The sequence below is a fragment of the Neorhizobium galegae genome (assembly GCF_017877135.1).
Taxonomy (GTDB): domain Bacteria; phylum Pseudomonadota; class Alphaproteobacteria; order Rhizobiales; family Rhizobiaceae; genus Neorhizobium; species Neorhizobium galegae_A.
Genome location: NZ_JAGIPH010000006.1, coordinates 155257 through 178814, shown reverse-complemented (window position 1 = coordinate 178814; position 23558 = coordinate 155257). Strand labels below are relative to the sequence as shown.

At 62.1% G+C, this 23558-nt stretch carries 20 protein-coding genes; 7 read left to right on the top strand and 13 right to left on the bottom strand.

Annotated features, from left to right (window positions below; translation table 11 throughout):
* Positions 1–23 precede the first annotated feature (23 nt).
* Positions 24–917 carry a helix-turn-helix domain-containing protein gene (locus tag J2858_RS17890; RefSeq protein WP_210106195.1) on the top strand — a complete coding sequence of 298 codons (894 nt, stop codon included), beginning with the start codon at positions 24–26 and terminating at the stop codon, positions 915–917.
* Positions 918–953: 36 nt separating this feature from the next.
* Positions 954–1292 carry a hypothetical protein gene (locus J2858_RS17885; RefSeq protein WP_210106194.1) on the top strand — a complete coding sequence of 113 codons (339 nt, stop codon included), beginning with the start codon at positions 954–956 and terminating at the stop codon, positions 1290–1292.
* A 3-nt stretch (positions 1293–1295) separates the two neighbouring features.
* On the opposite strand, the gene J2858_RS17880 is transcribed toward J2858_RS17885, so the two are convergent.
* From J2858_RS17880 to J2858_RS17835, 10 genes are read right to left on the bottom strand one after another with little or no spacing between them, the layout of a single operon-like run.
* Complete coding sequence (locus J2858_RS17880; RefSeq protein ID WP_210106193.1) at positions 1296–1712, bottom strand: hypothetical protein; 417 nt, start codon at positions 1710–1712, stop codon at positions 1296–1298.
* 12 nt (positions 1713–1724) lie between these two features.
* A complete protein-coding gene (locus J2858_RS17875; protein ID WP_210106192.1) occupies positions 1725–2579 on the bottom strand; it encodes a TIGR02587 family membrane protein in 855 nt (284 codons plus the stop codon).
* Positions 2580–2585: 6 nt separating this feature from the next.
* On the bottom strand, positions 2586–3350 hold the full coding sequence (locus J2858_RS17870) for a TIGR04290 family methyltransferase (protein ID WP_210106191.1): 765 nt from the start codon (positions 3348–3350) through the stop codon (positions 2586–2588).
* A gap of 3 nt (positions 3351–3353) precedes the next feature.
* Entirely contained in the window at positions 3354–4403 is a 1050-nt protein-coding gene (locus tag J2858_RS17865) for a UDP-glucuronic acid decarboxylase family protein (RefSeq protein WP_210106190.1), read from the bottom strand.
* A 16-nt stretch (positions 4404–4419) separates the two neighbouring features.
* Positions 4420–5541 carry a CgeB family protein gene (locus J2858_RS17860; RefSeq protein ID WP_210106189.1) on the bottom strand — a complete coding sequence of 374 codons (1122 nt, stop codon included), beginning with the start codon at positions 5539–5541 and terminating at the stop codon, positions 4420–4422.
* On the bottom strand, positions 5538–6626 hold the full coding sequence (locus tag J2858_RS17855) for a CgeB family protein (protein WP_210106188.1): 1089 nt from the start codon (positions 6624–6626) through the stop codon (positions 5538–5540). The genes J2858_RS17860 and J2858_RS17855 overlap by 4 nt, the downstream gene beginning before the upstream one ends.
* Positions 6623–7753, bottom strand: a complete 1131-nt coding sequence (locus tag J2858_RS17850; RefSeq protein ID WP_210106187.1) for a CgeB family protein — start codon at positions 7751–7753, stop codon at positions 6623–6625. The genes J2858_RS17855 and J2858_RS17850 overlap by 4 nt, the downstream gene beginning before the upstream one ends.
* 2 nt (positions 7754–7755) lie before the next feature.
* Complete coding sequence (locus J2858_RS17845) at positions 7756–8841, bottom strand: glycosyltransferase family 4 protein (protein WP_210106186.1); 1086 nt, start codon at positions 8839–8841, stop codon at positions 7756–7758.
* Positions 8842–8867: 26 nt separating this feature from the next.
* Positions 8868–10898 carry an NAD-dependent epimerase/dehydratase family protein gene (locus tag J2858_RS17840; RefSeq protein WP_210106185.1) on the bottom strand — a complete coding sequence of 677 codons (2031 nt, stop codon included), beginning with the start codon at positions 10896–10898 and terminating at the stop codon, positions 8868–8870.
* The gene (locus J2858_RS17835; protein WP_210106184.1) at positions 10895–12004 is read right to left on the bottom strand and encodes an NAD-dependent epimerase/dehydratase family protein; all 1110 of its coding nucleotides are present in this window, start codon (positions 12002–12004) and stop codon (positions 10895–10897) included. The genes J2858_RS17840 and J2858_RS17835 overlap by 4 nt, the downstream gene beginning before the upstream one ends.
* A 244-nt stretch (positions 12005–12248) precedes the next feature.
* On the opposite strand from J2858_RS17835, the gene J2858_RS17830 reads away from it, so the two are divergent.
* Both J2858_RS17830 and J2858_RS17825 read left to right on the top strand, forming a co-directional pair.
* Entirely contained in the window at positions 12249–13247 is a 999-nt protein-coding gene (locus J2858_RS17830; RefSeq protein ID WP_210106183.1) for an MDR/zinc-dependent alcohol dehydrogenase-like family protein, read from the top strand.
* The gene (locus tag J2858_RS17825) at positions 13244–14326 is read left to right on the top strand and encodes a Gfo/Idh/MocA family protein (protein ID WP_210106182.1); all 1083 of its coding nucleotides are present in this window, start codon (positions 13244–13246) and stop codon (positions 14324–14326) included. Before J2858_RS17830 ends, J2858_RS17825 begins: the two co-directional genes overlap by 4 nt.
* A 39-nt stretch (positions 14327–14365) precedes the next feature.
* Here the strand turns inward: J2858_RS17825 and J2858_RS17820 are convergent, their stop codons facing one another.
* Positions 14366–15286, bottom strand: a complete 921-nt coding sequence (locus J2858_RS17820) for a LysR substrate-binding domain-containing protein (protein ID WP_210106181.1) — start codon at positions 15284–15286, stop codon at positions 14366–14368.
* Between the two features lie 182 nt (positions 15287–15468).
* Between J2858_RS17820 and katG the strand changes: the two genes are divergently transcribed.
* Positions 15469–17688, top strand: a complete 2220-nt coding sequence (gene katG / locus J2858_RS17815; RefSeq protein ID WP_210106180.1) for a catalase/peroxidase HPI — start codon at positions 15469–15471, stop codon at positions 17686–17688.
* Positions 17689–17901: 213 nt separating this feature from the next.
* On the top strand, positions 17902–19068 hold the full coding sequence (locus tag J2858_RS17810) for a hypothetical protein (protein ID WP_210106179.1): 1167 nt from the start codon (positions 17902–17904) through the stop codon (positions 19066–19068).
* Positions 19069–19151: 83 nt separating this feature from the next.
* On the opposite strand, the gene J2858_RS17805 is transcribed toward J2858_RS17810, so the two are convergent.
* Both J2858_RS17805 and J2858_RS17800 read right to left on the bottom strand, forming a co-directional pair.
* A complete protein-coding gene (locus tag J2858_RS17805) occupies positions 19152–19823 on the bottom strand; it encodes a hypothetical protein (protein ID WP_210106178.1) in 672 nt (223 codons plus the stop codon).
* A gap of 10 nt (positions 19824–19833) precedes the next feature.
* Complete coding sequence (locus tag J2858_RS17800; RefSeq protein WP_210106177.1) at positions 19834–20343, bottom strand: hypothetical protein; 510 nt, start codon at positions 20341–20343, stop codon at positions 19834–19836.
* 1187 nt (positions 20344–21530) lie between these two features.
* On the opposite strand from J2858_RS17800, the gene J2858_RS17795 reads away from it, so the two are divergent.
* Positions 21531–23402, top strand: coding sequence for an ArnT family glycosyltransferase (locus J2858_RS17795; protein ID WP_210106176.1), 1872 nt, complete (start codon positions 21531–21533; stop codon positions 23400–23402).
* The last annotated feature ends 156 nt before the right edge of the window (positions 23403–23558 follow it).

The following is a 23558-nucleotide window of genomic DNA, read 5'->3' as shown; positions in this document are numbered from 1 at the left end:
ATTGCAAGGGGAGGTGCAAGCGCGTGTCCACGATCCCGACCTACCGGCTCTATGGCGAGCAGCCCGCCGATCCGCACGAGTTTTGGGTGCATTGCGAAACGATCGTCTCGCGCAGCAGCGGATATCGCTTCGAAATCGGCCTTCATCGGCATGAGAGTTTTCTGCAGTTCTTGTACATTCGAAACGGGTCCGGCGATGCCCTCCTGCCCTCGGGCACGGTGGTGCTGAAGCCGCCCTGCGTGATTGCCGTGCCGCCCGGCCCGGTTCACGGCTTTCGCTTTTCGCAGGATATCGACGGGCTGGTTCTGACGCTGGTGCCGGAGCCCATGGGCGCGGATCTGGCGGGCCCGCAGAACCCGCTGTCGGATGCCATGGTGATTGCGCTTTCGCCGGAAAGCCCCGATACGGCCTATCTGGAAGCCACCTTCTTTCGCATCGCCGCCGAATACGAGGCGCAGCGGCCGGCCCGCGACGAACTCCTGGAAGCCCATGTCGCAACCGTCATCCTGATGCTGGGGCGGCTGCTTGCGCCATCGCCGCGCGATTCCGTGCCGGATCTTGCCTTGAGACGGGTGCGGGCGCTGAAGGAACTGATCCTGTCGCATCACCGCGAGCAACTGACCGTCGAGACCTATGCGCGCATGCTCGGCATTACCTCCACCCATCTCAACCGCGTGGTGAAGGAGGTGACCGGCAAGACGGCGCATGACCTGATCATGGACCGGTCGATCGAAGAGGCGCGTCGTGCGCTGGTCTTTACCGGCCACAGCATCCAGCACATCGCTGAAAGTCTCGGCTATTCCGATCCCGCCTACTTTTCCCGCTGCTTTCGTCGCTGCACCGGGCAGACGCCGCGCGGCTTTCGCGACGAGGAACGCCAGCGCCTACGGAACAAAGACGAGCACGCTTCGGTTTAAGCTGCAGATCCCTTTGACCGAAACGGAGAATGTCCGATGAGCGAACACCTACAGGAAGCCTCCAGCAACGGAACGCTGGAAGTCGGCGGCGGCCAGTCGAATGTCGGCTACAAGCTTGTCGCCACCCGCGAACATGACGAGGCCGTGCGTGTGAGGATTTCCGTCATGGCGCCGCGCGACTGGCTGCTGAAGCAGGGCTTCAAGCATGACGCGACGCTGGTGCGCAAGGGCGGTGCAAGGCTTCCAATCATCTTCGACGGCACGCTCGACGTGGGCGACAATATTTCCGTCGAGCTCGACGCCAGCGATACCATCTGCCCGTCGATCGATGAGGCGCGCAAGACATTTCCCGAGCTTGGCCTGATGGCCGGCTGAGCCTCAGGGCTCGGCAAAGCCCGTCGGCCGGACCGTCAGCGTTCCGGCGGCGGGATCGCCTTCAAACAGCAGCCCGCCTTTGGTGCTGGAATGGGCCGGGGCATAGTCGAACGTCACGTCCGACCGCTCCGGCTCCGCCCCCTCGCGTCGCAAAACACCTTCCACTCTGACGGCGGCGGCGGTGGCGTCCGAGCGGTTGGCCAGTGCGAAATCGACGCGGAAATAGCGCCCGGCCTTCTCGATGCCCGTGATCTCGATGTCGAGCTGCGGTGGCGGGCTTTCCTGCATGATCGCCTCGCGCGCCATCCAGGCAATCAAAACGACGATCAGGAGGGCCGAGACGAGCCCGACCAGCCATTCGATGGGGCCGGGCGTCTGCTGTTCGCGGTGGCTGTGATCCTTGCGGCTGGTGATGGTCAAGTGGTCGCTTCCTTATAAAACCAGCCGGGCCGACGCGGCGCCAACGGCGCCCGGGAAATTGAGCACGACCATCGACATCATCACCTGCGTCCAGCCCGTGTCGTCGAGACGGCCGAATGTCCACAGCACGTAGAGGCTGATCAGCGACGTTACGACATAGCCCGGCAGCGTGAAGCGCACGAGCGCATGCCAGTTCGGCGTCTTCTCATCCAGCTGGTGCGTTCCGCGAAAGGCGACCGCATAGACGAAGCCGTGCATGAGCGCGATGGAGACGAGAATGGCGGCCAGACTGTGCCAAGGGGTCATCTTGTAGGAAATGAGGATGATTTCTTCCGTCGGCGCCACGTTGAGGCCGAGAAACAGCGCTCCGATGCCCATCATGAAGAGCTCGCCGAAATAGCCTGTGGAAAGCTCGGGTTCCGGCTCCTCGTCTTCTTCCTCGTCTTCATCCGGATCCGATCCACCAAGCTGCGAGCGGCCGAGCATGGCGCCGATGCTCGCCGGCACCGATTGCAGCGCCACCTTGCCCAGCCACTCATTGGCCGGCATGTCGACCGTGAGGATGCCGAGAAGCGACAGCACGGCAGCGCTGGTGACGATGCCGAGCCCATAGGCGATAGTTGCATCGCGCACGGCCTCGCGCAGGGTAAAGGTGCGTTCAAAGCCGATGCGATGCGCAAGCACCACGAGAAGCGGGATGTTGACGAGAAGCAGAAGCAGAAGTCGCTGGCGCGACATGCTGAAGCCCAGGGACCAGAGTTCCATGGTCATCAGCATGGGAATGCCGAAAATCAGTGCGCCCGCAGCACCCCGCAGCAGGCCGATGGTAAATTTCTGCGTGGGCGATCCGGACACGGACAGTTGCATAAGGGCTCACTGGGTCGATGGGCTGAGCGGCGCTGGCTCCACGGCGTAATGTCGGTCACATTTTTGTAAAAGGTAGACCTCCCGTTCGGGATGTTCGACGATTTTGAATCCCGACGAGCGCAGCATCGCCTCCATGGCTGCGGTATTGGGAATGAACCAATTGCTCGGATCGCCGGCGTAGCGCTCTTCCACGAAGAACAGCTTTGGAAAATCCGGCCTGTCGAACACGCCCCATTCGCCAAAGTCGTAATTTTCCGCAAGATCCGGAACGCGCTCGTCGCCGCGCTGCAGGCATTGAAACAGCATCTGGTCGCCGACCGCATGCTCCCATAAGAGATCGAGCGCCAGAAGCGGATGGCGCAAATGGTAGAAGACGCCCATGAAGATCACGAGATCGAACCGCTGGCCGAGGCTTGCCACGTCATAGACCGACATCTGCTGGAATTGAATGTCGAGGCCCGCCTGTTCCGCGGCAAAGCGCGCCTGCGCCAGATAGTGCGGATCGCTGTCGACACCGACGACGCGGCCGGCATTGCGCCGTTTCATTTCCAGCGAATAGAAGCCGGCATTGCAGCCGACGTCCAGCACGCTTCGCCCCTCCAGATCCTCAGGCAACACATGGGAAAAACCCTTCCACTTGAAGGCCGGGTAATCGCCGAGAAAATGGTCCGGCGCCGTCTTGATGCCGCCGATCTCCATGTTGTGGAACCACGGACCCAGTTCTTCGATCCGTCGGCGGATTTCGGCCGACGGCGCGCGTCTTGCATCCATCGGTCAGGCTCCAAGGCTCAAGGGTGCATCTGTGCGCGGCCGTGACGGGACGATCGGGGGCAGTCCGGCGCGGCGACGGATCTCCGGGGGCATGGTGGAGGAAAACCAATCCACCGTCTGGCGCAGGCCCTCGGCCAGTGCCACGCGCGGCTCCCAGCCGAGCAGTTCCTTTGCCCGGTCGATATCGGGACGCCGGCGCTGCGGATCATCCATCGGCAGCGGGTGGTGAACGATGCGCGAGCGCGTCGGCACCATGGCCAGCACCATGTCGGCCAGTTCGTTGATGGTGAACTCGCCGGGATTGCCGATATTGACCGGCTGGCCGGGATTGGGGTCCACCTCCATCAGCTTGACGAGGCCGGCGACCAGATCGCTCACGAAGCAGAAGGAGCGGGTCTGCTCGCCTGTGCCATAGATGGTGAGCGGCTCGCCCGAGAGCGCCTGCACGACGAGGTTGGAGACGATGCGGCCATCGTCCGGGGCCATGCGCGGGCCATAGGTGTTGAAGATGCGCACGACCCGCGCATCGACGCGGCCGGCGCGCAGCATGTCGAAGCACAGGGCTTCGGCGGCGCGCTTGCCCTCGTCATAGCAGGCGCGCGGGCCGGTGCAGCTGACATTGCCGCGATAATCCTCGCGCTGCGGATGCTCTTCCGGATCGCCATAGACCTCGCTGGTCGAGGCTTGCAGGAAGGAGGCGCCGTTCGCCTGCGCAATCGCCAGAAGATTGCCGGTGCCCACCACGCAGGTCATCATGGTGTGGACGGGATCGGCCTGATAGGCCGGCGGAGAGGCGGCGCAGGCGAGATTGTAGATCTCGTCCACCGGCTCATCGATCACCTTCAGGTCGCAGATATCCTTCTCGATCATCCGGAAATTCGGATGGTTCTTCAGCGGCCGGATATTGGCCTCCGATCCGGTCAGATAGCAGTCGACGGCGATCACCCGGCATCCCTTGGCCAGCAGCGCATCGCAAAGATGGGAACCGACAAAGCCGGCACCTCCAGCCACCAGGACCGTCTTCAATTGTCCGCGTTCTGTTCGTTGCAGCATTCTGGTTCCTCTCTCCTCATGCCGAAATTTTTTCTGGCGCATGATCAGCGCTGGATCTCCTGGACGCGGGCAGTGCCCGCAGGGCAGCTGCGAGTTCGCGCGCGCGTGCAACGCCGGTGTGACCTTCCAGAACCCGGGTCCGGGCAGCCTCTGCAATGGCAAGGCGCCGGCCCTCGTCCATGCCGGACAGGGCTGCCACGACATCCTCGCTGTCGCGGGCAATCAGCAGCGCCTCGCCATCCGGCAAAAGATCCGAAAGCCCCGGCCATTCGTCACTGATGATTGGCGAAGCACAGGCTGCCGCCTCAAACAGCCGCACGCTCGGCGACCAGCCGGCCGCGATCATGTCGGCGCGGGTGACGTTCAGCGTAAACCGCTGGCGGCTGTAGAACGATGCATGTTCGGTGGGCGGCAGATGGTCGATGCGCTCGACATTGTCCGGCCACTCTATGGTGTCGGGATATTGCGGGCCGGCGACGACAAAGCGCATCTGCGGCAGGCGTCGGGCCGGCTCGATCAGCAGTTTTTCAAGCGTCGGCTGCCGGTCGGGGCTGTAGGTGCCGAGATAGCCGAGATCCCAGACGGGCGCCTCGCGGGTCGGGCCGTAGCGGTCGGCGTCCACCGAGCAGTAGAGCGGAAGCGCCTTCGTCGCCCCGAAACGCCGTTCCAGCTGGGTGAGGATCGGGCCACCGGTAAAGGAAAAATAGGCGTCGAACAGCGGGATCTGCCGTTTTGCCAGAAATTCCTCCTCGCCGCGCTCCAGCATGGAAAGCGTAACGGGCGTGTCGATGTCGTAGAAGCCGAAGAGTTTCGGCTGCAGCGCCACGACCTTGTCGATCAGTTCCCGGCCGGAGGGCACGTAGGAACCGATGATGACCGCATCGGCTTTTCTGATCCGCGCGCCGTACTGCGCAAGCATGGCGTCGATATCGCTGTAATAGATGAGCTCGCAGAAGTCGGGCTCGGGCAGGTCGCGGTGGTCCGCATACCAGGGCACGTCGCGCTCCAGAAACAGCACCCGGTGGCCTTCTGCCCCAAGCCCGCGCAACAGGGCACGGTAGGTGGTGGCGTGGCCATTGCCCCAGGAGGAAGAGAGCGCAAGGCCGAGAATGACGATATCCAGCGGTTTCGTGCTCATTCGGCAGCCTCCAGTCGTGCGGCATGGCGCTTGAAGATGCGGTCGGCATCCTCGGCGCGGTGGCTATAGGTGTGCTCGGCCAGAACGCGCGCCAGCGCGGCGCGGCCGATGGCGGCGGCCCGTTCCGGCGTGAGAGCGGCCATGATCTCGGCGACATCCTGCCCGTCACGGGCGACCAGCACTTCCGCATCCGGTTTCAGGAAGAGATCGATGCCCTCCCAGTGATCGGTGATCAGGCAGGCGCCGGCGCCGGCCGCCTCGAACACACGGGTCGCCGGCGAAAATCCGTTCTGCGCCATGCTCTCGCGCGAAATGTTGAGCACGGCCTTCGGCGTCACGTTGAAGGCGTTATGGTCGCGTGTCGGCACATGGCCGACGGCGCGGATATTGCCGGCCATCGGCTTTCCCTCCCAGCCGGAGCCGCCGAGCAGAAAGCGCTCGCGCGGCAAACCGGCCGCAGGCTCCAGGAAGAAATGCTCGACGCGGGCCTCCCGGTCCGGCAGGCGGTTGCCGAGAAAGCCGAGATCGGCGGCAAAGCGCGGATCGGGCGCCACGGGATGATGGGTCTCCGGGTCAAGCGCGTTGTAGATCGGCACGCAGTCTTTCGCGCCAAGGGTGCGATAGGCCGACACGACCGGATCGCCGCCGCCATAGGTCAGCACCATGTCGAGGTTCGCAAGCGCGGCATGCAGCGGATGCGACGGGTCGGCCTTCAGCTCGCCAAGCGTTGCCGGGGCATCCACATCCCAGAAGATCTTGAGCGCGTCGGGTCGGGCATGGCGCAGGATTTCAGACAGGAGAAGATTGTCCTCGAAACCGACGCCGCTTGCCTTGACGACGATGTCAGCCTTACCCGCCTCTGCCGTCACCCGCTTCAGCGCCTCCACGGTTCCGTCATAGACGACGACGCGGGCCCAGTCCGGCGGGTCCATGTCGCGGTTCTTCTGGCGGTCATAGACGTCTGGCTCGTAAAAGGTGATGTCGTAGCCCTTGAGCGAGAGCGCCCGCAGCAGGCCGCGATAATAGGTGGCGGCGCCGTTCCAGTAGGCGGAAACGAGGCTTGATCCGTAAAAGGCGATTTTCATGCGGCGGTCTCCTGGGTCTTGAGCGCGGCGCGGACATCGGTGGTGCCGTGGTCGGCAAGGATGATGAGGAGTTCATCGACGCGGTGGCGGCAGGTGTGGCGCGCCGTGATCGTCTCAAGGCCTGCCGCCACCAGTTCTTCGGCGAGATCCGGATCGGTGAGAACCTGGCGCATCGCCGCCTTCATCTCGTTGCCATCGGCCACGGTCAGAAAATCGCGGCCCGGACGAAACAGCTGCTCGGCATCGTCCCAGGCTGCGGAAATCAGCGGGATGCCGCAGGAGAGCGCCTCGAACACCCGGATCGTCGGGATGCCGGGCAGGTTTTCGACGTAAGGGCGGCGCGGAATATGCACCGTCATGCGGTGGCGGGCGAAGGCCTGCGGCGCGTCGGCATTGGCGATCCAGCCGCCATAGGCGATGCCGGCCGCCTTCAATTCGGCAAGCGCGTGATCGGGATACCGCACGCCGCGCACGGTGGCGGAGAGCTTCAGGTCGCGGGCCGGGGCGATCAGGAATTCGGAAATTTCGGCCGAGCGCTCGTCATCGCCCCAATTGCCGACCCAGATGAGGTCGCCGGTCTTCTCCTCCTCCGGCATGGGGCGAAAGATCGTGTCGTCGGCGGCCTCATGCCAGGTAAACACCTGCTCGCCCCAGCCGGCCTTCAGATAGCGTTCCCGCAACGTCTCGCCAAACGCCAGCACCAGATCGTAGTTGCCAAGGCTCAAGCCGGCGATATCGCCGGCTGCCGAAACGGCACGGTGGTGCGTGTCATGGAAGATCAGCGTGAAGCGTCCGCCACGGCGGCGGGCCTTGCCGATCCGTTCGACAAGAGCCGGATCCGTCCATTCGTGAACCACCACCACATCGGCACCGTCGACGGCGGCCTCATGGTCGAAATCCTCGCTGTACACCTCGGACGTCAGATCGGGAAAAGTCTCGTGGAAAGCGGCAATCGGTGCCTCGCCCTGGTCCCTCACGAGGTTTTCACAGCTCCAGGAGCCTTCCGGCTCGAGAGCCCGTGTGTCGTGGCCGCGCCGCTTGAGGTCGCGCATGACGCCGCGCAGAAAATGCGCATTGCCATGGTTCCAGTCGGAGACGAGAGAATGGGTGTAAAACAGAAACTTCATGTCTACTCCGCAGTAGCGGCCAGGGGGACTGAGAGGGGTGCTGCAAGACCTGCATCGCCATAGATGCGGCCCATGGCGTCCACCTGCCGTTCAAGGGTGAAATGACGCGATAGATCGCGGGCATGACGGGAAAGGGATGAGCGCAGATCCGGTTCCGCAATCAGCCGGTTGATCGCACGGGCAAAGCCTTGCGCATCGCCCGGATCGGCAAATAGCGCCGCACCATCCCAGAGCTCGCGATAGGTCGGAATATCGGAGAGGACGAGTGCCGCCCCAAGACGCGCCGCCTCCAGGGCCGCCAGGCCAAATGGCTCGTAGATGGACGGAGAGACGAATATGGCGGCCCGGCTCATCTCATCCATGGTGGCGGCATGGCCCAGTTCATCGAGCGCGTCGGCATGGGTGAGCGTAATGCCATCGCCGCCTGGCGACCGGGTGGCGCCAGCCATCCGCACCGGCCAGTGCACGGTCTTTGCCGCCTCGTTGAGAACGCTGCCGTTCTTGCCCTCGTCCCACCAGCGGCCGGCAGCAAATACGACGTCTTGCCGGGGTTCAGCGCGCGGCTGAAGGTCACTGCCGTTATAGACCACCGACAGCTTCGTCATCACACCATAGGCGCGGTCCAGCATGTGGCCCTGCGCGCGGCTCGGAACCACCACCGCATCGGCTGCTGCAAAGCCTTGCGCATTCAGCCGGCGGTGAAACTGCCAGTCGGCCGGCACGTCCGATCCGCGCACGGCGGCAAACCACGTGACGACGCAGGAATGCGACACGACGACCACCGGCACATCCGTGGCAAGCCCGGCCGCCTGCGAGGGCAGGTTGAGATGAAGGAGATCGACGCCATGGCGATCGGCGAGTTCCCCGATGAGGCGCGGCACGGCATCAAGTTCGGCCCCGCTCGTCGCCATCCAATCGAGCGGTGCATTAAGCCAGACCAGTTGCCCGATGGATGCCGCTTCCTTTCGCTTGTCGTCGCCGGGCGGCGGGCCGAACCCCGCCAGAACGACCTCGATCCCCTTCTCCGAAAGCCCCTTCGCCAGGTCTATGCCATAGCGCCAGACGCCGCCGACGGCATCAATGGTCATCAGGATTTTACGCGGCGCGGCTGTCCTCATGCTCTCACCCGCAAATCGGGCAGCGCGGAGGACTCGTCTGCGAAGCGATGGGTCCGCAGCCAGTCGGCCAGATGCTGAAGCCCGCTTCTCCAGCGCATGCGCGCCTGCCAGCCCAGGCGATCGGCAAGCTTGCGGGTATCGGCCACGAAAAACAGCTGGTCGCCGGCGCGCCATTCGCCAAAGCCCGTCTCCAGGGGGCGACCGGTGAGCTTTTCGATCTCGCGCAGAACGGCCAGAATGCTGACGCAGTTCTGTGGGCCGCCGCCGAGGTTGAACACTTCGCCCTTAACATGTGCGATGGCCGCATGCACGGCCCGGTAGGCGCCAACCGCATCGTCCACATGCAGGATGTCGCGTACCTGGCGTCCGTCGCCATAGATCGAGACGCCCTCGCCTTTCAGCGCCTGGATGAGGAAATGCGCCACCCAGCCCTGGTCCTCCGTGCCGAACTGGCGCGGTCCGTAAATGCAGCTCATGCGCAGCACGGCGGTCGGGATGTCGAAGGATTTGGCGTAATCAAGCACATACTGGTCGGCCACGCCCTTGGAGCAGCCATAGGGCGTGCAGAAGGAAAGCGGCCGATCTTCGCCGATGCCGAATTCGCGCACACTTGCGTCCGCCGGCACATAGCGGTCGTCCATCGGCAGCATTTCGAGATCTTCCAGCGCGCCATAGACCTTGTTGGTGCTGGCGAAGATGACCGGCGCCTTGTGTCCCGCCTTGCGTACGGCCTCCAGAACGTTGATCGTGCCGCGGGCATTGGCTTCGAAATCATCGAGCGGCGACACCAGGCTTGTCGTCACGGCCGTCTGGGCGGCGAGGTGAAAGACAGCCTTGGCATCGGCAAAGGCCGCCTCGATGCCCCGCAGATCGCGCACGTCCGCGAGGACCGGATGCACTTTGGCGCCATGGTGCTGTTTCAGCCATTCGAGGTTCTGGTCGACGCCGGCGCGGGCGAGATTGTCGAGAACGATGACATCCTCGCCGTCAGCCAGAAAACTCTCGGCAAGATTGGAGCCGATAAAGCCGCTGCCGCCGGTAATGACGATCGGTGCGGCACCGGAGGCCAGGTTGGGGCTTGCGAGCCTTGCCACATCCTGCAGCCGCTCGATGCCACCCTCCATCAGCAGGCGAGCGAGAAGCTTTGGCTGATTCTCGTGGGTCACCATGCCCAGATGATAATGGCGCGGATCAAACCACAGGCCTTCCTGTACCGCGACATTCGGGGGCACGTCGGCGAAGGAATACCAGTAGAGCCGGTCGGCCTGCACCTGCAGCGCCTTCATGAAGCGGCGCGCCTGTTCCATCTCGTCATTGCGCCAGGTGGAATAGCCCGTTTCGGTAATCCAGATCTGCGCATCCGGGTTGTGCCGGTCGAGGATGGAGCGCATTTCGCCGAGATGCATGTCCCAGCCGCCCCAGCTGCCTTCCTCGCTGTCCCAGGTGCCGGGAAAGCCATGGAAGCCGACGGCATCGACCACGGAGAGCACGCCGCGCTCGCCCATCAGATCGAGCCACATCGGATCGAATGGGCACGGGCCGCCGAGCACCGGTTTCCAGCCGCGCTGCTTTGCCCAGTAGGCGGCGCCGCCCACCATTTCGCAGAACAGGTTGAAATCGGCGTCCTCTCGCCAGTCCCAGTCGAGCAGGTTATTGGGTTCGTTCCACAGCTCGACATGCCGGAAGTGCCGGCCGTAGCGCGTCAGCACATGATCGACGAAATCGGCATAGTCCTTCAGCACCACCGGCGCGCCGTTCGAACGGCCCGTGCGCGACAGCGACGGCGGCGTGTAGTGAAGGCACGGCAGGAGGTCGATTTCCTCTCCGAGCTTCGGGATCAGCCAGTCGAACCATTCCTCGCCGCCCGGCGCCAGATATTCGGCCCAGGAGAGATGGGTGCGCAGATAGCTTGCGCCGCTCTTCAGGATATCGGGCAGCAGGCGTTCGGTCCGCTCGAACTCACCCGGGCGGAACCATTCGACGAAGCCGAACTCCCCCTTGGCAGACTGAGCCGCTGTTGACGTCATGATACCAGCCCCCGCTGTTCGAGCTGGCGCTTCATTTCCGCGCCGCGGTCGATGGCGCCGGTTACGCGCACCCATTCGGCAAGCTCGCCGAGCGTGCTTTCCAGCCGGTGTTCCGGCTCGAAGCCCAGAAGCTCGCGGGCCTTGGAAATATCGGCAAAGCAATTGCGGATATCGCCGGAGCGGGCCTTGTTCATGATATCCGGCTGAAGCTCGGGCGCGCCCATCGCCTCGGCCAGCAGGGAGGCAACCTCTGCCACCGAATAGGACTGGCCGCTGCCGACATTGATCACATGGCCGGCGGCGGACGGCTTTTCGAGGGCAAGCCGGAAGGCGCGCGCCACATCGCGCACATGGACGAAATCGCGCCTCTGCTGACCGTCCTCGAAAATCATCGGTGACTGGCCATTGGCGATGCGCGAAGCGAAATTGGCAAGCACGCCCGTATAGGGGTTGGACAAGGCTTGGCCGGGGCCGAACACGTTGAACAGGCGGAGCGCCACCGCATCGACCCCGTAGGCCTCGCCCCAGATCAGCACGGCGCGTTCCTGCACATATTTCGTCAGTGCGTAGATGGAGGCCAGATCGACGGGCTTCTCCTCGTCCGTCGGCGCCGGCGTCAGCGCCTCGCCGTTCGGCCCCTGCGCTTCCCACTGGCCGGCCTTGATGCGGGCCGCCTTGCGGCGCACCTGTCCAAGCCGCGTTCCATCCGCCGTGCGGTAGAGGCCTTCGCCGTAAACGCTCATGGAGGAGGCAACGACGATGCGCCGCACGGAGCCACCGATCATGGCCTCCAGAAGAACGGCGGTGCCGAGATCGTTGCCACCCACATAGCGGGCGATTTCGTACATCGACTGGCCGACGCCCACTTCGGCGGCGAGATGCAGCACCGCATCGATACCGGCAAGCGCCGCGTCCACCGTCTGTCGGTCGCAGACATTGCCTTCGATGAATTCAACGCCGTCCGGAACCGCCACGCTTCCATCGCCATGCACCTGGTCGATCAGGGCATCGAGGATGCGCACCTGATAGCCGGATGCCAACAATTCCTGGGTAACATAGCGGCCGATGAAGCCGCAGCCGCCGGTGATGAGGACCTTCTGAGACACGGAGTTTTCACCTGATCGTTAGAGGGTTGATGCTGCTGCTTTCGAGGGCTGAACAAGCGGAACATGCGATAGTTCCAAACCTAAATTTCCCTTTTGTGCGAGGGTGCTAGGCGGCATCATCTTCAGCTGTCACTTCAATGACTTCATCAATGTCATCTTCTTCAGGAACCCTCACGCCCCTTCCTTGTTAGCCGTTGCGAGCAGGTTTCGTGATCGTGCGGGACGACAGGAAGAAGGGATCGGTATGGACATTTCCAACGCTCGAACAGGCACTGAAACAGCCACCATGCAGGCTGCCGTCGTGACAGGCGCCGGTCAGATGAGGGTTGAGCGCGTGCCGCAGCCGCTGCCCGGGCGCGGCGAGGTCCGCATTCGGCTGGAAGGCTGCGGCGTCTGCGCCTCCAACCTTACCCCCTGGGCGGGACCGGACTGGATGGAGTTTCCGACAGAGCCCGGCGGGCTCGGCCACGAGGGCTGGGGGGTGGTCGACGCGCTGGGCGAGGGTGTGACGGATCTTGCCGTCGGCGACCGGGTGGCCGCCCTCTCCTACCACGCCTATGCCACGCATGACGTGGCAAGCGCCGACGCCGTGGTAGAGCTGCCGTCGGCGCTGGCCGGCAAGCCGTTTCCCGCCGAGCCGCTCGGCTGCGCCATGAACATCTTTCACCGCTGCGATATTTCCGAAGGCCAGACCGTTGCGATTATCGGCATCGGCTTCCTCGGCGCACTGCTGACGCAGCTGGCGAAAAACGCCGGCGCGCAGGTGATCGCCATTTCGCGCCGTCCCTTCTCGCTCGATCTCGCCCAAAAGATGGGGGCGGATGCGGTGATCGAAATGCGCGACCACTGGGAGATCATCGAGGAGGTGCGCCGGCTCACCGACGGCGCGTTCTGCGACCGGGTGATCGAAGCCGTCGGCAAGCAGTGGCCGCTCGATCTGGCGGGTGAACTCACCCGCGAGCGTGGCCGCCTGATCATCGCCGGCTACCATCAGGATGGCCCGCGTCAGGTCAACATGCAGCAGTGGAACTGGCGGGGGCTCGATGTGATCAACGCCCATGAGCGCGATCCCAAAATCTATCTCAAGGGAATGCGCGAGGCGGTGGCAGCCGTTGCCGAAGGCAGGCTCGACCCCTCCCCGCTCTACACGCACAACTATCCGCTGGAAGGGCTCGGCGAAGCGCTGAACGCCACGCGCGACCGTCCGGACGGCTTCCTCAAGGCCCTGGTGACCTACCCATGAACCAGTTCACGACGCAAACAGATTTCACCGGCGCCCTTGCCGCCACAGCGGATACGGGCGCCGACCCTCGTGGAGCGAGCGAACATCGCCCCCTGCGCCTAGGCTTTCTCGGCACCGGCTGGATCGGCCGCCATCGCATGCAGAAAATCCTGGAGACCGGTGTCGCCGAGGCAGTCGTCGTCTCCGATCCGTCCGAGGACATGGCGCGCGAGGCGCTGGCGCTCGCACCGGACGCGCGCCGTGTCGAGCGGCTGGACGAGATGCTGTCCATGGATCTCGATGGCGTGGTGATTGCCACACCAAGCGCGCAGCATGCAGAGCAATCGATCCGCGTGCTTCAGGCCGGCAAGGCGGTGTTCTGCCAGAAGCCGCTTGGACGAACCGCCGGCGAAGTTCAGGCCGTGGTGGACGCGGCACGTGCCGCCGACCGGCTGTTGTCGGTGGATTTCTCCTATCGATTCACCAATGGCATGCGCCAGATCCGCGATCTGATCCGCGGCGGGGCGCTCGGCTCGGTGTTTGCTGCAGACCTCGTGTTTCACAATGCCTATGGGCCGGACAAGCCGTGGTTCTACGACAAGGCGCAGTCGGGCGGCGGCTGCGTGATCGATCTCGGCGTGCATCTGGTGGATGCCGCGCTGTGGTCGCTCGGCTTTCCGGCGGTGTCGCGCGTCGCAAGCCGGCTGATGAGCGGCGGCCAGCTGATTTCCGGCGACAGCGACCGCATCGAGGACTACGCCATCGCAACGCTTGATCTGGAAAGCGGCGCAACGGTTCGGCTTGCCTGCTCCTGGCGGCTGCCGGCAGGACAGGACGCGGTGATTTCCGCCAGCTTTTATGGCAGCGGCGGCGGGGCGAGCCTCTCCAATGTCGATGGCTCCTTCTACGACTTCAAGACCGAGCGCTTTTCCGGAACGACCCGCGAAACCCTGTCATCGCCGCCGGAAGACTGGGGCGGCCGGGCGGCGGCCGATTGGGCGCGACGTCTCCAGACGGGCGAAGGCTACGATCCGGAGGCCGATCGGCTGGTGGATGTCGCCGATATTCTCGACCGCATCTATGCCCGTCACCGCGACTGAGACCCGTGGACGGCCGTGCGAAACGCATGAGCCGTCCACCTAGACGGTAGCGGTTGCCATCCGCAGGCCTTCAGCGGCCCCGCGCACCACCTCCGCCACCTGCATCAGCTGGCGGGCGATGGGGCTGGTCTTTCGCCATACCATGCCGATGGTGCGCGACGGTTGCGGATCTTCGAAACGCGCGATGGAGACCGGTGCCGAGCGGGTTTCCACCGCAACAGCGATTTCCGGGATCAGCGTAATGCCGATGCCCGCCCCCACCATCTGGACGAGCGTCGAGAGCGAACTGCCATCCAGAAGCTCGCGGGGCTTGGGCGAACCGGCGCTGATGTTGCAGAAGGAGAGTGCCTGCTCGCGAAAGCAGTGCCCCTCTTCCAATAGCAGAAGCCGCATTTCGCGCAGCCGCTCGCGGTTCGGCACCGGTTTTGCGGCATCTTCGGCCGGACGCACCAGAAGGAAATTCTCCTCAAACAGCGCAATTTCCGTCAGCGACTCCTCCGAGACCGGCAGCGCGACGATGGCCGTGTCGAGCCGACCCTCCGACAATTCCTGCAGAAGCTTCGGCGTTACGGTTTCGCGCAGGTGAATGTCGAGGCCTGCATTGTCGCGGGTCAGCTGCGAGATCATCGCCGGCAGCAGATAGGGTGCGATCGTCGGGATGATGCCGATGCGAAGCCTGCCGGCGAGCTGGCTTTGTGCGGCGCGCGCCAGATCTCCCAGCTCATCGACCGCCCGAAGGATCTCGCGCACCCGCACGACGAATTCCTCGCCGAAGCTGGTCAGCCTGATCTGGCGGACGCTGCGTTCCAGAAGCGTCACGCCCAGCATTTCCTCAAGCTCCTTCACCTGCACCGAAAGCGCCGGCTGCGAGATGGCGCAGGCTTCCGCCGCACGGCCGAAATGGCCGAAGCGGGCCAGCGCCTCGAAATAGCGCAGCTGTCTGAGTGTCGGACTGATCATAACCCTAGCCTATTGAAACTATCATTTATTCCTAATTACATTAATCGATCCGCCTTGGTAGGGTTGTTGATGAAGATGATGAAGCGGTCGGGGCGAACTGCTTTGTCGCACCTTCTTGAAGGTGTCGCAAAGGGCATCGATCATCACGCAGACCAGAACAACCACTCTCGGAGGGATGGAAAATGGACGTTACCAAGACAGGCACGGGCGGCAAATGTCCCGTTGCGCACGGCGCGACCAGCCAGAGCATGCGCAGCAACCGCGACTGGTGGCCGAACCAGCTGAACCTGAAGATGCTGCACCAGAACACGGCGCTGTCGAACCCGATGGGCCCGGCCTTCAACTATGCGGACAAATTCAAGGCGCTGGATCTGGCGGCGCTGAAGCAGGATCTTTACGCCCTGATGACCGACAGCCAAGACTGGTGGCCGGCGGATTATGGCCATTACGGCCCCTTCTTCATCCGCATGGCCTGGCACAGCGCCGGCACCTATCGCACCGGCGATGGCCGCGGGGGCTCCACCTCGGGCACGCAGCGCTTTGCGCCGCTCAACAGTTTCCCGGATAATGCCAATCTCGACAAGGCGCGCCGCCTGCTGTGGCCGATCAAGCAGAAGTATGGCAACGCCATCTCCTGGGCCGATCTGATGATCCTCACCGGCAATTGCGCGCTCGAATCCATGGGTTTCAAGACCTTCGGCTTCGGCGGCGGTCGCGTCGACATCTGGGAACCGGAAGAAGACATCTACTGGGGTCCCGAAGTCGAGTGGATGACCACCAGCGACAAGGACCACAGCCGCTACACCGGTGACCGCGTGCTGGAAAACCCGCTGGCGGCCGTGCAGATGGGCCTCATCTACGTCAACCCGGAAGGCCCGGACGGGCATCCCGATCCGCTGGCATCGGCCCGCGACATCCGCGACACATTCGGCCGCATGGCGATGAACGACGAGGAAACCGTGGCGCTGGTGGCCGGCGGCCACACCTTCGGCAAGACGCATGGTGCGGGCGACGCCGCCCATGTCGGCCCCGAGCCGGAAGGTGCAGCGCTTGCCGAGCAGGGTCTTGGCTGGATGAGCACCTACAAGAGCGGCAAGGGCGCCGACACCATCACCTCCGGCCTCGAAGGTGCCTGGACGGCCAACCCGACGCAGTGGGACATGGGCTATTTCGACGTTCTCTTCGGCTATGAATGGGAACTGGTGAAGAGCCCGGCCGGCGCCTACCAGTGGCACGCCAAGAACCTTGCCGAAAAGGATATGGCGCCGGATGCAGGCGACCCCTCGAAGAAGGTGCCGATCATGATGTCCACCGCCGACATGGCGATGCGCATGGATCCGGCCTATGAAGCCATTTCGCGCCGGTACCACCAGAACCCGGAGGAGTTTGCCGATGCCTTTGCGCGGGCCTGGTTCAAGCTCACCCATCGCGACATGGGGCCGAAGGTTCTCTATCTCGGCCCGGAAGTGCCCTCCGAGGAGCTGATCTGGCAGGATCCGGTTCCCGCCGTTGACCATCAGCTTGTCGATCCGGCCGATGTCGCGGCGCTCAAGGCCGAAATTCTGTCGTCGGGCCTCACCCGCACGGAGCTGATCCAGACCGCCTGGGCCTCCGCCTCCACCTTCCGTGTCTCCGACAAGCGCGGCGGCGCCAATGGCGCCCGCATCCGGCTTGCCCCGCAGAAGGATTGGGCGGTCAACCAGCCGGAACAGCTCGCCCGCGTTCTGTCGACGCTTGAAGGCATCCAGTCGGCCTTCAACGCCGCCCAGGGTGGTGCAAAGAAAGTATCGCTTGCCGATCTCATCGTGCTGGGCGGTTCGGCGGCCGTGGAAGAGGCCGCCCGCGCCGGCGGCCATGCCATCGAGGTGCCCTTCACGCCGGGCCGCACCGATGCGACGGCCGAGCAGACGGACGTCGATTCCTTTGCGGTTCTGGAACCCGTGGCAGACGGTTTCCGCAACTATCAGAAGGCGGAGTTTACGATCTCGCCGGAAGAACTGCTCATCGACAAGGCCCAGCTTCTGACGCTGACCGCGCCGGAAATGACGGTTCTCGTCGGCGGCCTGCGCGTTCTCGGCGCCAATTACGGCGGAACGCCGCACGGCGTCTTCACCACCCGTCGCGGTGAGCTGACGAACGATTTCTTCGTCAACCTCCTCGACATGGGCGCCAGCTGGAAGCCGCTGTCTCCGGCCGAAACCCTCTTTGAGGCCCGCGACCGCAAGACCGGCGAGGTCAAGTGGACCGCAACCCGCGTCGACCTCGTCTTCGGTTCGAATTCGCAGCTCCGCGCGCTGGCGGAAGTCTACGCCCAGAGCGACAACGGCGAAAAATTCGTCCGCGACTTCGTCTCCGCCTGGGTGAAGGTGATGAACGCCGACCGCTTCGATCTGACGGCCTGACGGCCGCTCCTGCTCCGTTCGACGAGCCCCCGGCGCAAACCGGGGGTTTCCATATTGACTGAGCAATAGACTCTGTCGAGCTGTCCGGGCGCCATTGCTGACGCTTCGCTTGGAGGCAGGATTATCTCCTATGAGAGGATGAAATTTTTCTTGCGCCACCATATTATCTGAACAAGTGCAGCATAGAAAGCTTGTTGCCGAGAAAGGGTGACGATGAAACGGAAAGCGTATCTTACAGAGATCGGAAACATTCTCGGAGATGTTATTGAGGCCGCTGCTTATATCTTGGTTCACAAGCCGCTACTCAAGTCAATGGTCCGAATTCTCCTCGTCGGGGGCGTGACATGCCTCACAGTGACGCCTCTTACGTTGTTTCTTTATAAGATCCTTTTTAACGAACCACTCGACGCCTTGAGCTATCCAGTTGGTATCGCCCTCATAGCCTTGGCCGTTTGCCTTTATGCAGTCGATCGCGTCGTCGCGAAAATAGAAAAGCCGCATCTTGCGGCCGAGCCGGTGGGCTACTTTTTTAACGTCAGTCAGAAAAGTGATGATCGCCGCGATGCCAAATATGAAAACGATCGGGCTTTTAGTATCTGCGCAACCGTACGCCTCAAGGCCGGTCGCAAACCAGTCAAGATACTAAAAGTCGATCTCTTCGGCTTTCACCGAGGCATCCATCTGTTCCAGACAACCCAATCCTTCTTTCTCGGTCCAGAAAGGATCATTGGCGTCGATGCAAATCCTAAAAGCCATGACGAGCGGGTCAATACTGAGCATAGGATAGGCAGCAAATATGAAATTTGCCCGCCCCTCGCGATTGCGAACGACGATTTCGTAGCATTCAGCGTAGAACGGAAATTTGGGCCTCCGCTCCCGGGTAAAGGGGCGCCCATCGACTTTGTCAATTCAGAGTTAGAAATGCGAGTGATGTTCATCGTCGACGGTGAAACCAGAACCCAGTCCTTTTTCTATCGCTCCAACTACTACGCCAATGGTCTCGAACCGATTTTCCGCATTAGTGACGTATGCTATTTTAGCGACCGGCAATTCGCATTTTGGCGATCCCGCGGCGCTATTACTGATGAAGAGTATGCCGCTCTCATGGAGGTTGATCCGGAGGTTCGGATACGTCTTATGGAAGGTGACTACGAAGATAGTCGGGATGCACACGAACAATGGGGCGTTATGCCGTCCACCTATGACCTCATGATCCGATTGCGGAATGCAATTGATGCCCTTCCTGTCTTTGACCCAGATGCAATATGGAAAACCCCCGCAGGAAAAGTCTCCCGATGGTTCATAAGTCGCGCGAACAGTTACAATTGTGGTCAAGGTATGGGCGCCAGACCACAACCACGCAGCTTATCAAACTCATGACATGACGGCCGAAGGTTCAAATCCTGCCCGGTCCCGCACAGCTTACGAACTGGCTACTGATCGCCACCATGGCCTGTACAGCGTCAATAAAGGGTGCACTTCGTGCTGGGCGTCGCGTGATAGGTCACCGTCGTTTCGATGCGCCCGGCATAATGCCGGGACGTTTCGGGGCTGGTTTGCGTGTTGCGTGCATTGAGACGGAATGACTTCAAGGTGCATTTCTTGCCCGAGACCACCACCACAATGCTCTGCTCGTTGGACACGGAATAGCTCGTGGCGTAATCGGGCGCGCTGTTCATCGTATAGGTGCCCTCTTGAACCACCTTGCCCGACAATTCGAGCGTGCCCGCCTCGAACCGCCCCGTCCCCGTCACTCTGGTCCTGAAGCTGCCACGCGAAAACTCGTCCCTGATCGTGCAGTTGAAGGATTCGTTCTGATTGCCGCCGATCTTATAGGCGAAGCTCGGGCTTTGGGACGCTCCGTCTTGCTTGCATGACTCCGACAGAAAAGTGCTGGAGGTGAGCAATGTGCCGCGCTCAAACACCTGGAAGCCGACAGTCAGGTTCTTGCTCTTGCTGCTGTTGCGGGTCGCTCCCGCGTTGGGATTTCCCGCCGAATAATAGGTATAGTCCTGCGACAGATTGGTGATCATCAGGCCGTTGAAGCCGACGGGCTCCGCCCGGGCGCTGCCGCAGGCTGCGCCCAGCAGGATCAGGAGAGACAGCCCGGCGGGGCGTGCGTGCAGCATGGTCATGAGAATGGTCCTATTGGCAGCGCATGACGCCGTTGACGGTCGCGCAATACGAATCGGTCGGGATGACGTCCTTGGCTTTGCCCGACTTGACCGCTTGGCGTGCCAGTTTGTCGTGATGGTTTTGCAATTCCTTGACGAGGCGCTGATCTCCGACCGTTCCAGCCGCAACGATCGCCTGATGATAGGCCTTGCTGGCCGTTGAAACGTCGCCGTCGGTTTCGGCTCTGACAGCCGTCTGCAGGTGCTCGTGGGCCACCGCGATCGCCCAGTTCTTGTCGTTCTCGTCGGCCTCCTTCCAGTTCTGCGCCTTGCGCGCGCTCTCGGCCGCCAACTTGAACGACGTTGCAGCCCGCCGGAAATTGCCCTGCTGCATGTTCTGGAAGCCGCTTCTGTTCATCGCGCGGCTCGCATTTCCCGCTTCGTTGAGGTCCACCTCGGCGCGCCCCACATTGTCCGTGGGGGTCAGTTGCCCTGCCAGCGCTGCGATGACGCCGAGAACCCCCGAGGCCACGCCGACCATGGCCGCCGCATTATTGGAGTAGCCTCCGTTCGAACTCACGCGGGGCCGATTTTGCTTGGGGATACACGCCCACGCATTCGGCGCCAGCTCCCTGCCAGGGCCGCAGATGCTCTCGGCATGAAGCGAGACCGGGGCGACCAGGGACGCGACAACGGCAAGGGCTGCCCCTCGATAACGGATTGACCTTAAACGCACCTCATCCCCCTGAAGACAGTTTCAACGGCATGAACCGGACCCGCCGCCACGTGCTCCAGAGGGCAAAGGTCGACGCTCGTGACACGTCGCACGCCATCGGATGCAAGCGCGGCCATATCCGCACCTCTCTACCCCACGCTCTCACGGTATCTCCCGGCGCGTTAATGCACTCACGAACGTGTCCGGATCAGCTGGCAGCAGGCCCCGCCTGGTCAGGCTGGCCTTGGCTTTTCTGACGGCTGCCAAGGCATGACGGAACCCCGCCGGAAAGACCGGGACAATCCTGTTGTCCCGGATGTACTCCGCAACCGCGTCCATATCTTCTCGGTCGTCCATCATCTGATCCGACAGGCACAGCGAATCGGCCAGTTCCGTCTCACCGTGTGGGGCATGCCCGCAGGCGCGACATGGAGTCCAGCAGCCATGCTTCACCTCTCCGCACCGAATACAGATCGCGCGTGTCATCGTATCGGCGCCCCCCTCCTCCTGATGGTCAACTGACACCCCCGTCAGCTGCACGAAATGTCAAGTGAACATTGTGTTTTTAATTCCCAATGCAACGCAGAACTGAACGCGAACTCCAACCTGCCGATGACGACGCACTATAAATGAGATGAAGTGAACGGAACGGGAATTTCTCCGCCGGTCCATATTCGGAGAGAATAGTATTGCTATCAAGCATCCGCCGAATATTCGTCGTGAAACTTCAAATCACGGCAGTCTGTACTGATATCCAATCATCAATGTTGAAAAATTTCAACAGGAAACACGCGGCGGGGCAGCCCTCGTCCCTCACGCCGCCTGCGGAAAAGAGATCGCGCGGGACGGGGCAAAACGTGGCCCTGGCGTTGCGCTGGGGGCACACCGCCACAGGATATTCGTGTTTGTGTTCTAATTTGAGCTAGATGGCCTGGATGCAGGTCAGCGGGTCTTGACTTGAATCGGCACAGCAGAAAGGAACAGCTTTCCTGTCGCGCAATGCCGGTGAAACAATGACATTTGCAATCCGCTACCAGTCCGCCCTGGCTTTGGTCGTATTTGCCGTGACGGTGGTGTTTGCGGTTCGGTATGCTGCACAACCGCCGCTGGACATGTATGCGTTCCGGCAGACCCAGACGGCGATTTCGGCCTATTGGTTTTTGAAGGATGGCTTTCAGCTGGGCTATGAGACACCAGTGCTCGGCGCGCCCTGGGCTATTCCCTTCGAGTTCCCGATCTACCAGATCCTGGTCGCGCTTGTGACCAAATATCTGGGTGTGCCGCTGGATGTCAGCGGCCGTATGATAAGCTACCTGTTTCTTGTCGCCTGCGTCATTCCGGTAAAATATATCATTGACGCTCTGAAGCTGAACCGGGCGACATTTTTCATCTTTTCTGCGCTGTTCCTGTCGTCCCCGATCTACCTGTATTGGGGACGATCGTTCATGATCGAAACGGCGGCACTGTTTTTCACGCTGTGCTATATCGTTTATTTCACAAAAATATCCCAAGGCGATCGGTCGTGGCGCATCGTTGGATATGCCATCCTGTTTGCAACGCTCGGGATGCTGCAGAAATCGACGACCATGCTGCCGGTCTTCGTCGTCACCGCATGCCTGTTTCTGGTGCAGACGGTTGTGCAGGGCAAGATCCGTGAAGACATTTTTTCCAGGCGCAATTTCTGCCTGTTTTTCCTGCTGGCGACGCTTCCGATTGCGATCGGCGTTGCCTGGGTTTCGTACACTGACCACCTGAAGCTCCTCAACCAGTCTGCGGTTCGCCTGACCTCCGCCAACCTGAGTGCCTGGAACTGGGGAACCTTGGCGCAGCGCTTCGACCCTAAATTCTATGGGGAGGTGATCTGGTCACGGGTCATGCTCGGCAATATGGGCGGCATCCTTGGTCCGTTGCTGCTGATGGTCTTTGTGGGCCACACCTTGGAAAACCGGAGAAAAACGGCGCTTGTCGTTGCGATGAGCAGTCTCGCCATGGGTCTGCTGCCGTTTTTCATGTTTACCAACCTGCATATGGTCCACACCTATTATCAGTCCGCCAACGTGCTGTTTCTGATATTCTCCGTGGCAGTGGCCCTTGGGCACTTCTCATCTTCTGCGCGCGGATCCCTGATCATGTGCGCCGTCACCACGGTGCTGGTCATCTCGAACTACGTCATGTTTTCCGCTACCTATTATCCAGCAATGGCGCAGCGCTTCACCAGCAATGATCGCGACTATTCGATCGGCCTGACCTTGCGCGCGACGCTTCCGGATGCCGGTCAGTTTGTCGCCTATGGCAACGACTGGAGCTCGACCATCGGTTACATGGCGCAGAGAAAATCTTTGACTGTGCCAAACTGGCTCGCAGACAAGAATGAGCCTTTGGCGCATCCGGAAAAATATCTCGATGCCGATCGTTTCGGTGCCGTTGTCTCCTGCCCGCCTCAGGGATTGCAAAGGCAGGCGGTCCTGACATTTGCGCAACAGAAAGGGTGGAACGCGGCAGAAGTGTCTGGCTGCATTCTGGCGGTCGCCCCCGTTCAGCTCACGAATTCGTCTGCGGCCCGGCAGATCTGCCAAGGCGCGATCGACGAGAAAACAGAGGTTACCGAAAACGGCATCCGCTACATCAACATCAAGGGCTGGCTCTACAACAGCGCAAACCCGCAGACGAAGCAGTACACCGTATTTGCGAGCGTGGACGGTTCCAGCTTTGTCTCCGCCGTCCGCATGCCGCGCACCGATGTCAACGATGCTCTGAAATTGCCCGAGGACGACATAGTAGGCTATTCGGTTCTCATTCCGACTTCGCGGGGACTGGATGCGCCTGCCTCCATTCTGGTGGCCGACCCACAACAGCACAGTCCGATATCGTGCACATTCAATTGAACGTGGCGTGCGCGATGGCCCGCCGGCGGCGAGAATCCCTGCTGGGTCTTACCGTCGCGTGCCGCCTCGTTGGCTTCTGTGGCCTTCTATGGTTGCCGCATGACGTCAAACCCTACGCAATCGGGTGTGCTGTGGCATTTCCATAACGATCCCCTT

Coding starts and splice junctions, on each gene's coding strand:
- J2858_RS17820 (WP_210106181.1), bottom strand. CDS start 15,286: ATGATCAGTCCGACACTCAGACAGCTGCGCTATTTCGAGGCGCTGGCC.
- J2858_RS17885 (WP_210106194.1), top strand. CDS start 954: ATGAGCGAACACCTACAGGAAGCCTCCAGCAACGGAACGCTGGAAGTC.
- J2858_RS17850 (WP_210106187.1), bottom strand. CDS start 7,753: ATGAAGTTTCTGTTTTACACCCATTCTCTCGTCTCCGACTGGAACCAT.
- J2858_RS17875 (WP_210106192.1), bottom strand. CDS start 2,579: ATGCAACTGTCCGTGTCCGGATCGCCCACGCAGAAATTTACCATCGGC.
- katG (WP_210106180.1), top strand. CDS start 15,469: ATGGACGTTACCAAGACAGGCACGGGCGGCAAATGTCCCGTTGCGCAC.
- J2858_RS17845 (WP_210106186.1), bottom strand. CDS start 8,841: ATGACCATTGATGCCGTCGGCGGCGTCTGGCGCTATGGCATAGACCTG.
- J2858_RS17805 (WP_210106178.1), bottom strand. CDS start 19,823: ATGACCATGCTGCACGCACGCCCCGCCGGGCTGTCTCTCCTGATCCTG.
- J2858_RS17865 (WP_210106190.1), bottom strand. CDS start 4,403: ATGCTGCAACGAACAGAACGCGGACAATTGAAGACGGTCCTGGTGGCT.
- J2858_RS17855 (WP_210106188.1), bottom strand. CDS start 6,626: ATGAAAATCGCCTTTTACGGATCAAGCCTCGTTTCCGCCTACTGGAAC.
- J2858_RS17840 (WP_210106185.1), bottom strand. CDS start 10,898: ATGACGTCAACAGCGGCTCAGTCTGCCAAGGGGGAGTTCGGCTTCGTC.
- J2858_RS17870 (WP_210106191.1), bottom strand. CDS start 3,350: ATGGATGCAAGACGCGCGCCGTCGGCCGAAATCCGCCGACGGATCGAA.
- J2858_RS17825 (WP_210106182.1), top strand. CDS start 13,244: ATGAACCAGTTCACGACGCAAACAGATTTCACCGGCGCCCTTGCCGCC.
- J2858_RS17800 (WP_210106177.1), bottom strand. CDS start 20,343: ATGGTCGGCGTGGCCTCGGGGGTTCTCGGCGTCATCGCAGCGCTGGCA.
- J2858_RS17830 (WP_210106183.1), top strand. CDS start 12,249: ATGGACATTTCCAACGCTCGAACAGGCACTGAAACAGCCACCATGCAG.
- J2858_RS17795 (WP_210106176.1), top strand. CDS start 21,531: ATGACATTTGCAATCCGCTACCAGTCCGCCCTGGCTTTGGTCGTATTT.
- J2858_RS17860 (WP_210106189.1), bottom strand. CDS start 5,541: ATGAGCACGAAACCGCTGGATATCGTCATTCTCGGCCTTGCGCTCTCT.
- J2858_RS17810 (WP_210106179.1), top strand. CDS start 17,902: ATGAAACGGAAAGCGTATCTTACAGAGATCGGAAACATTCTCGGAGAT.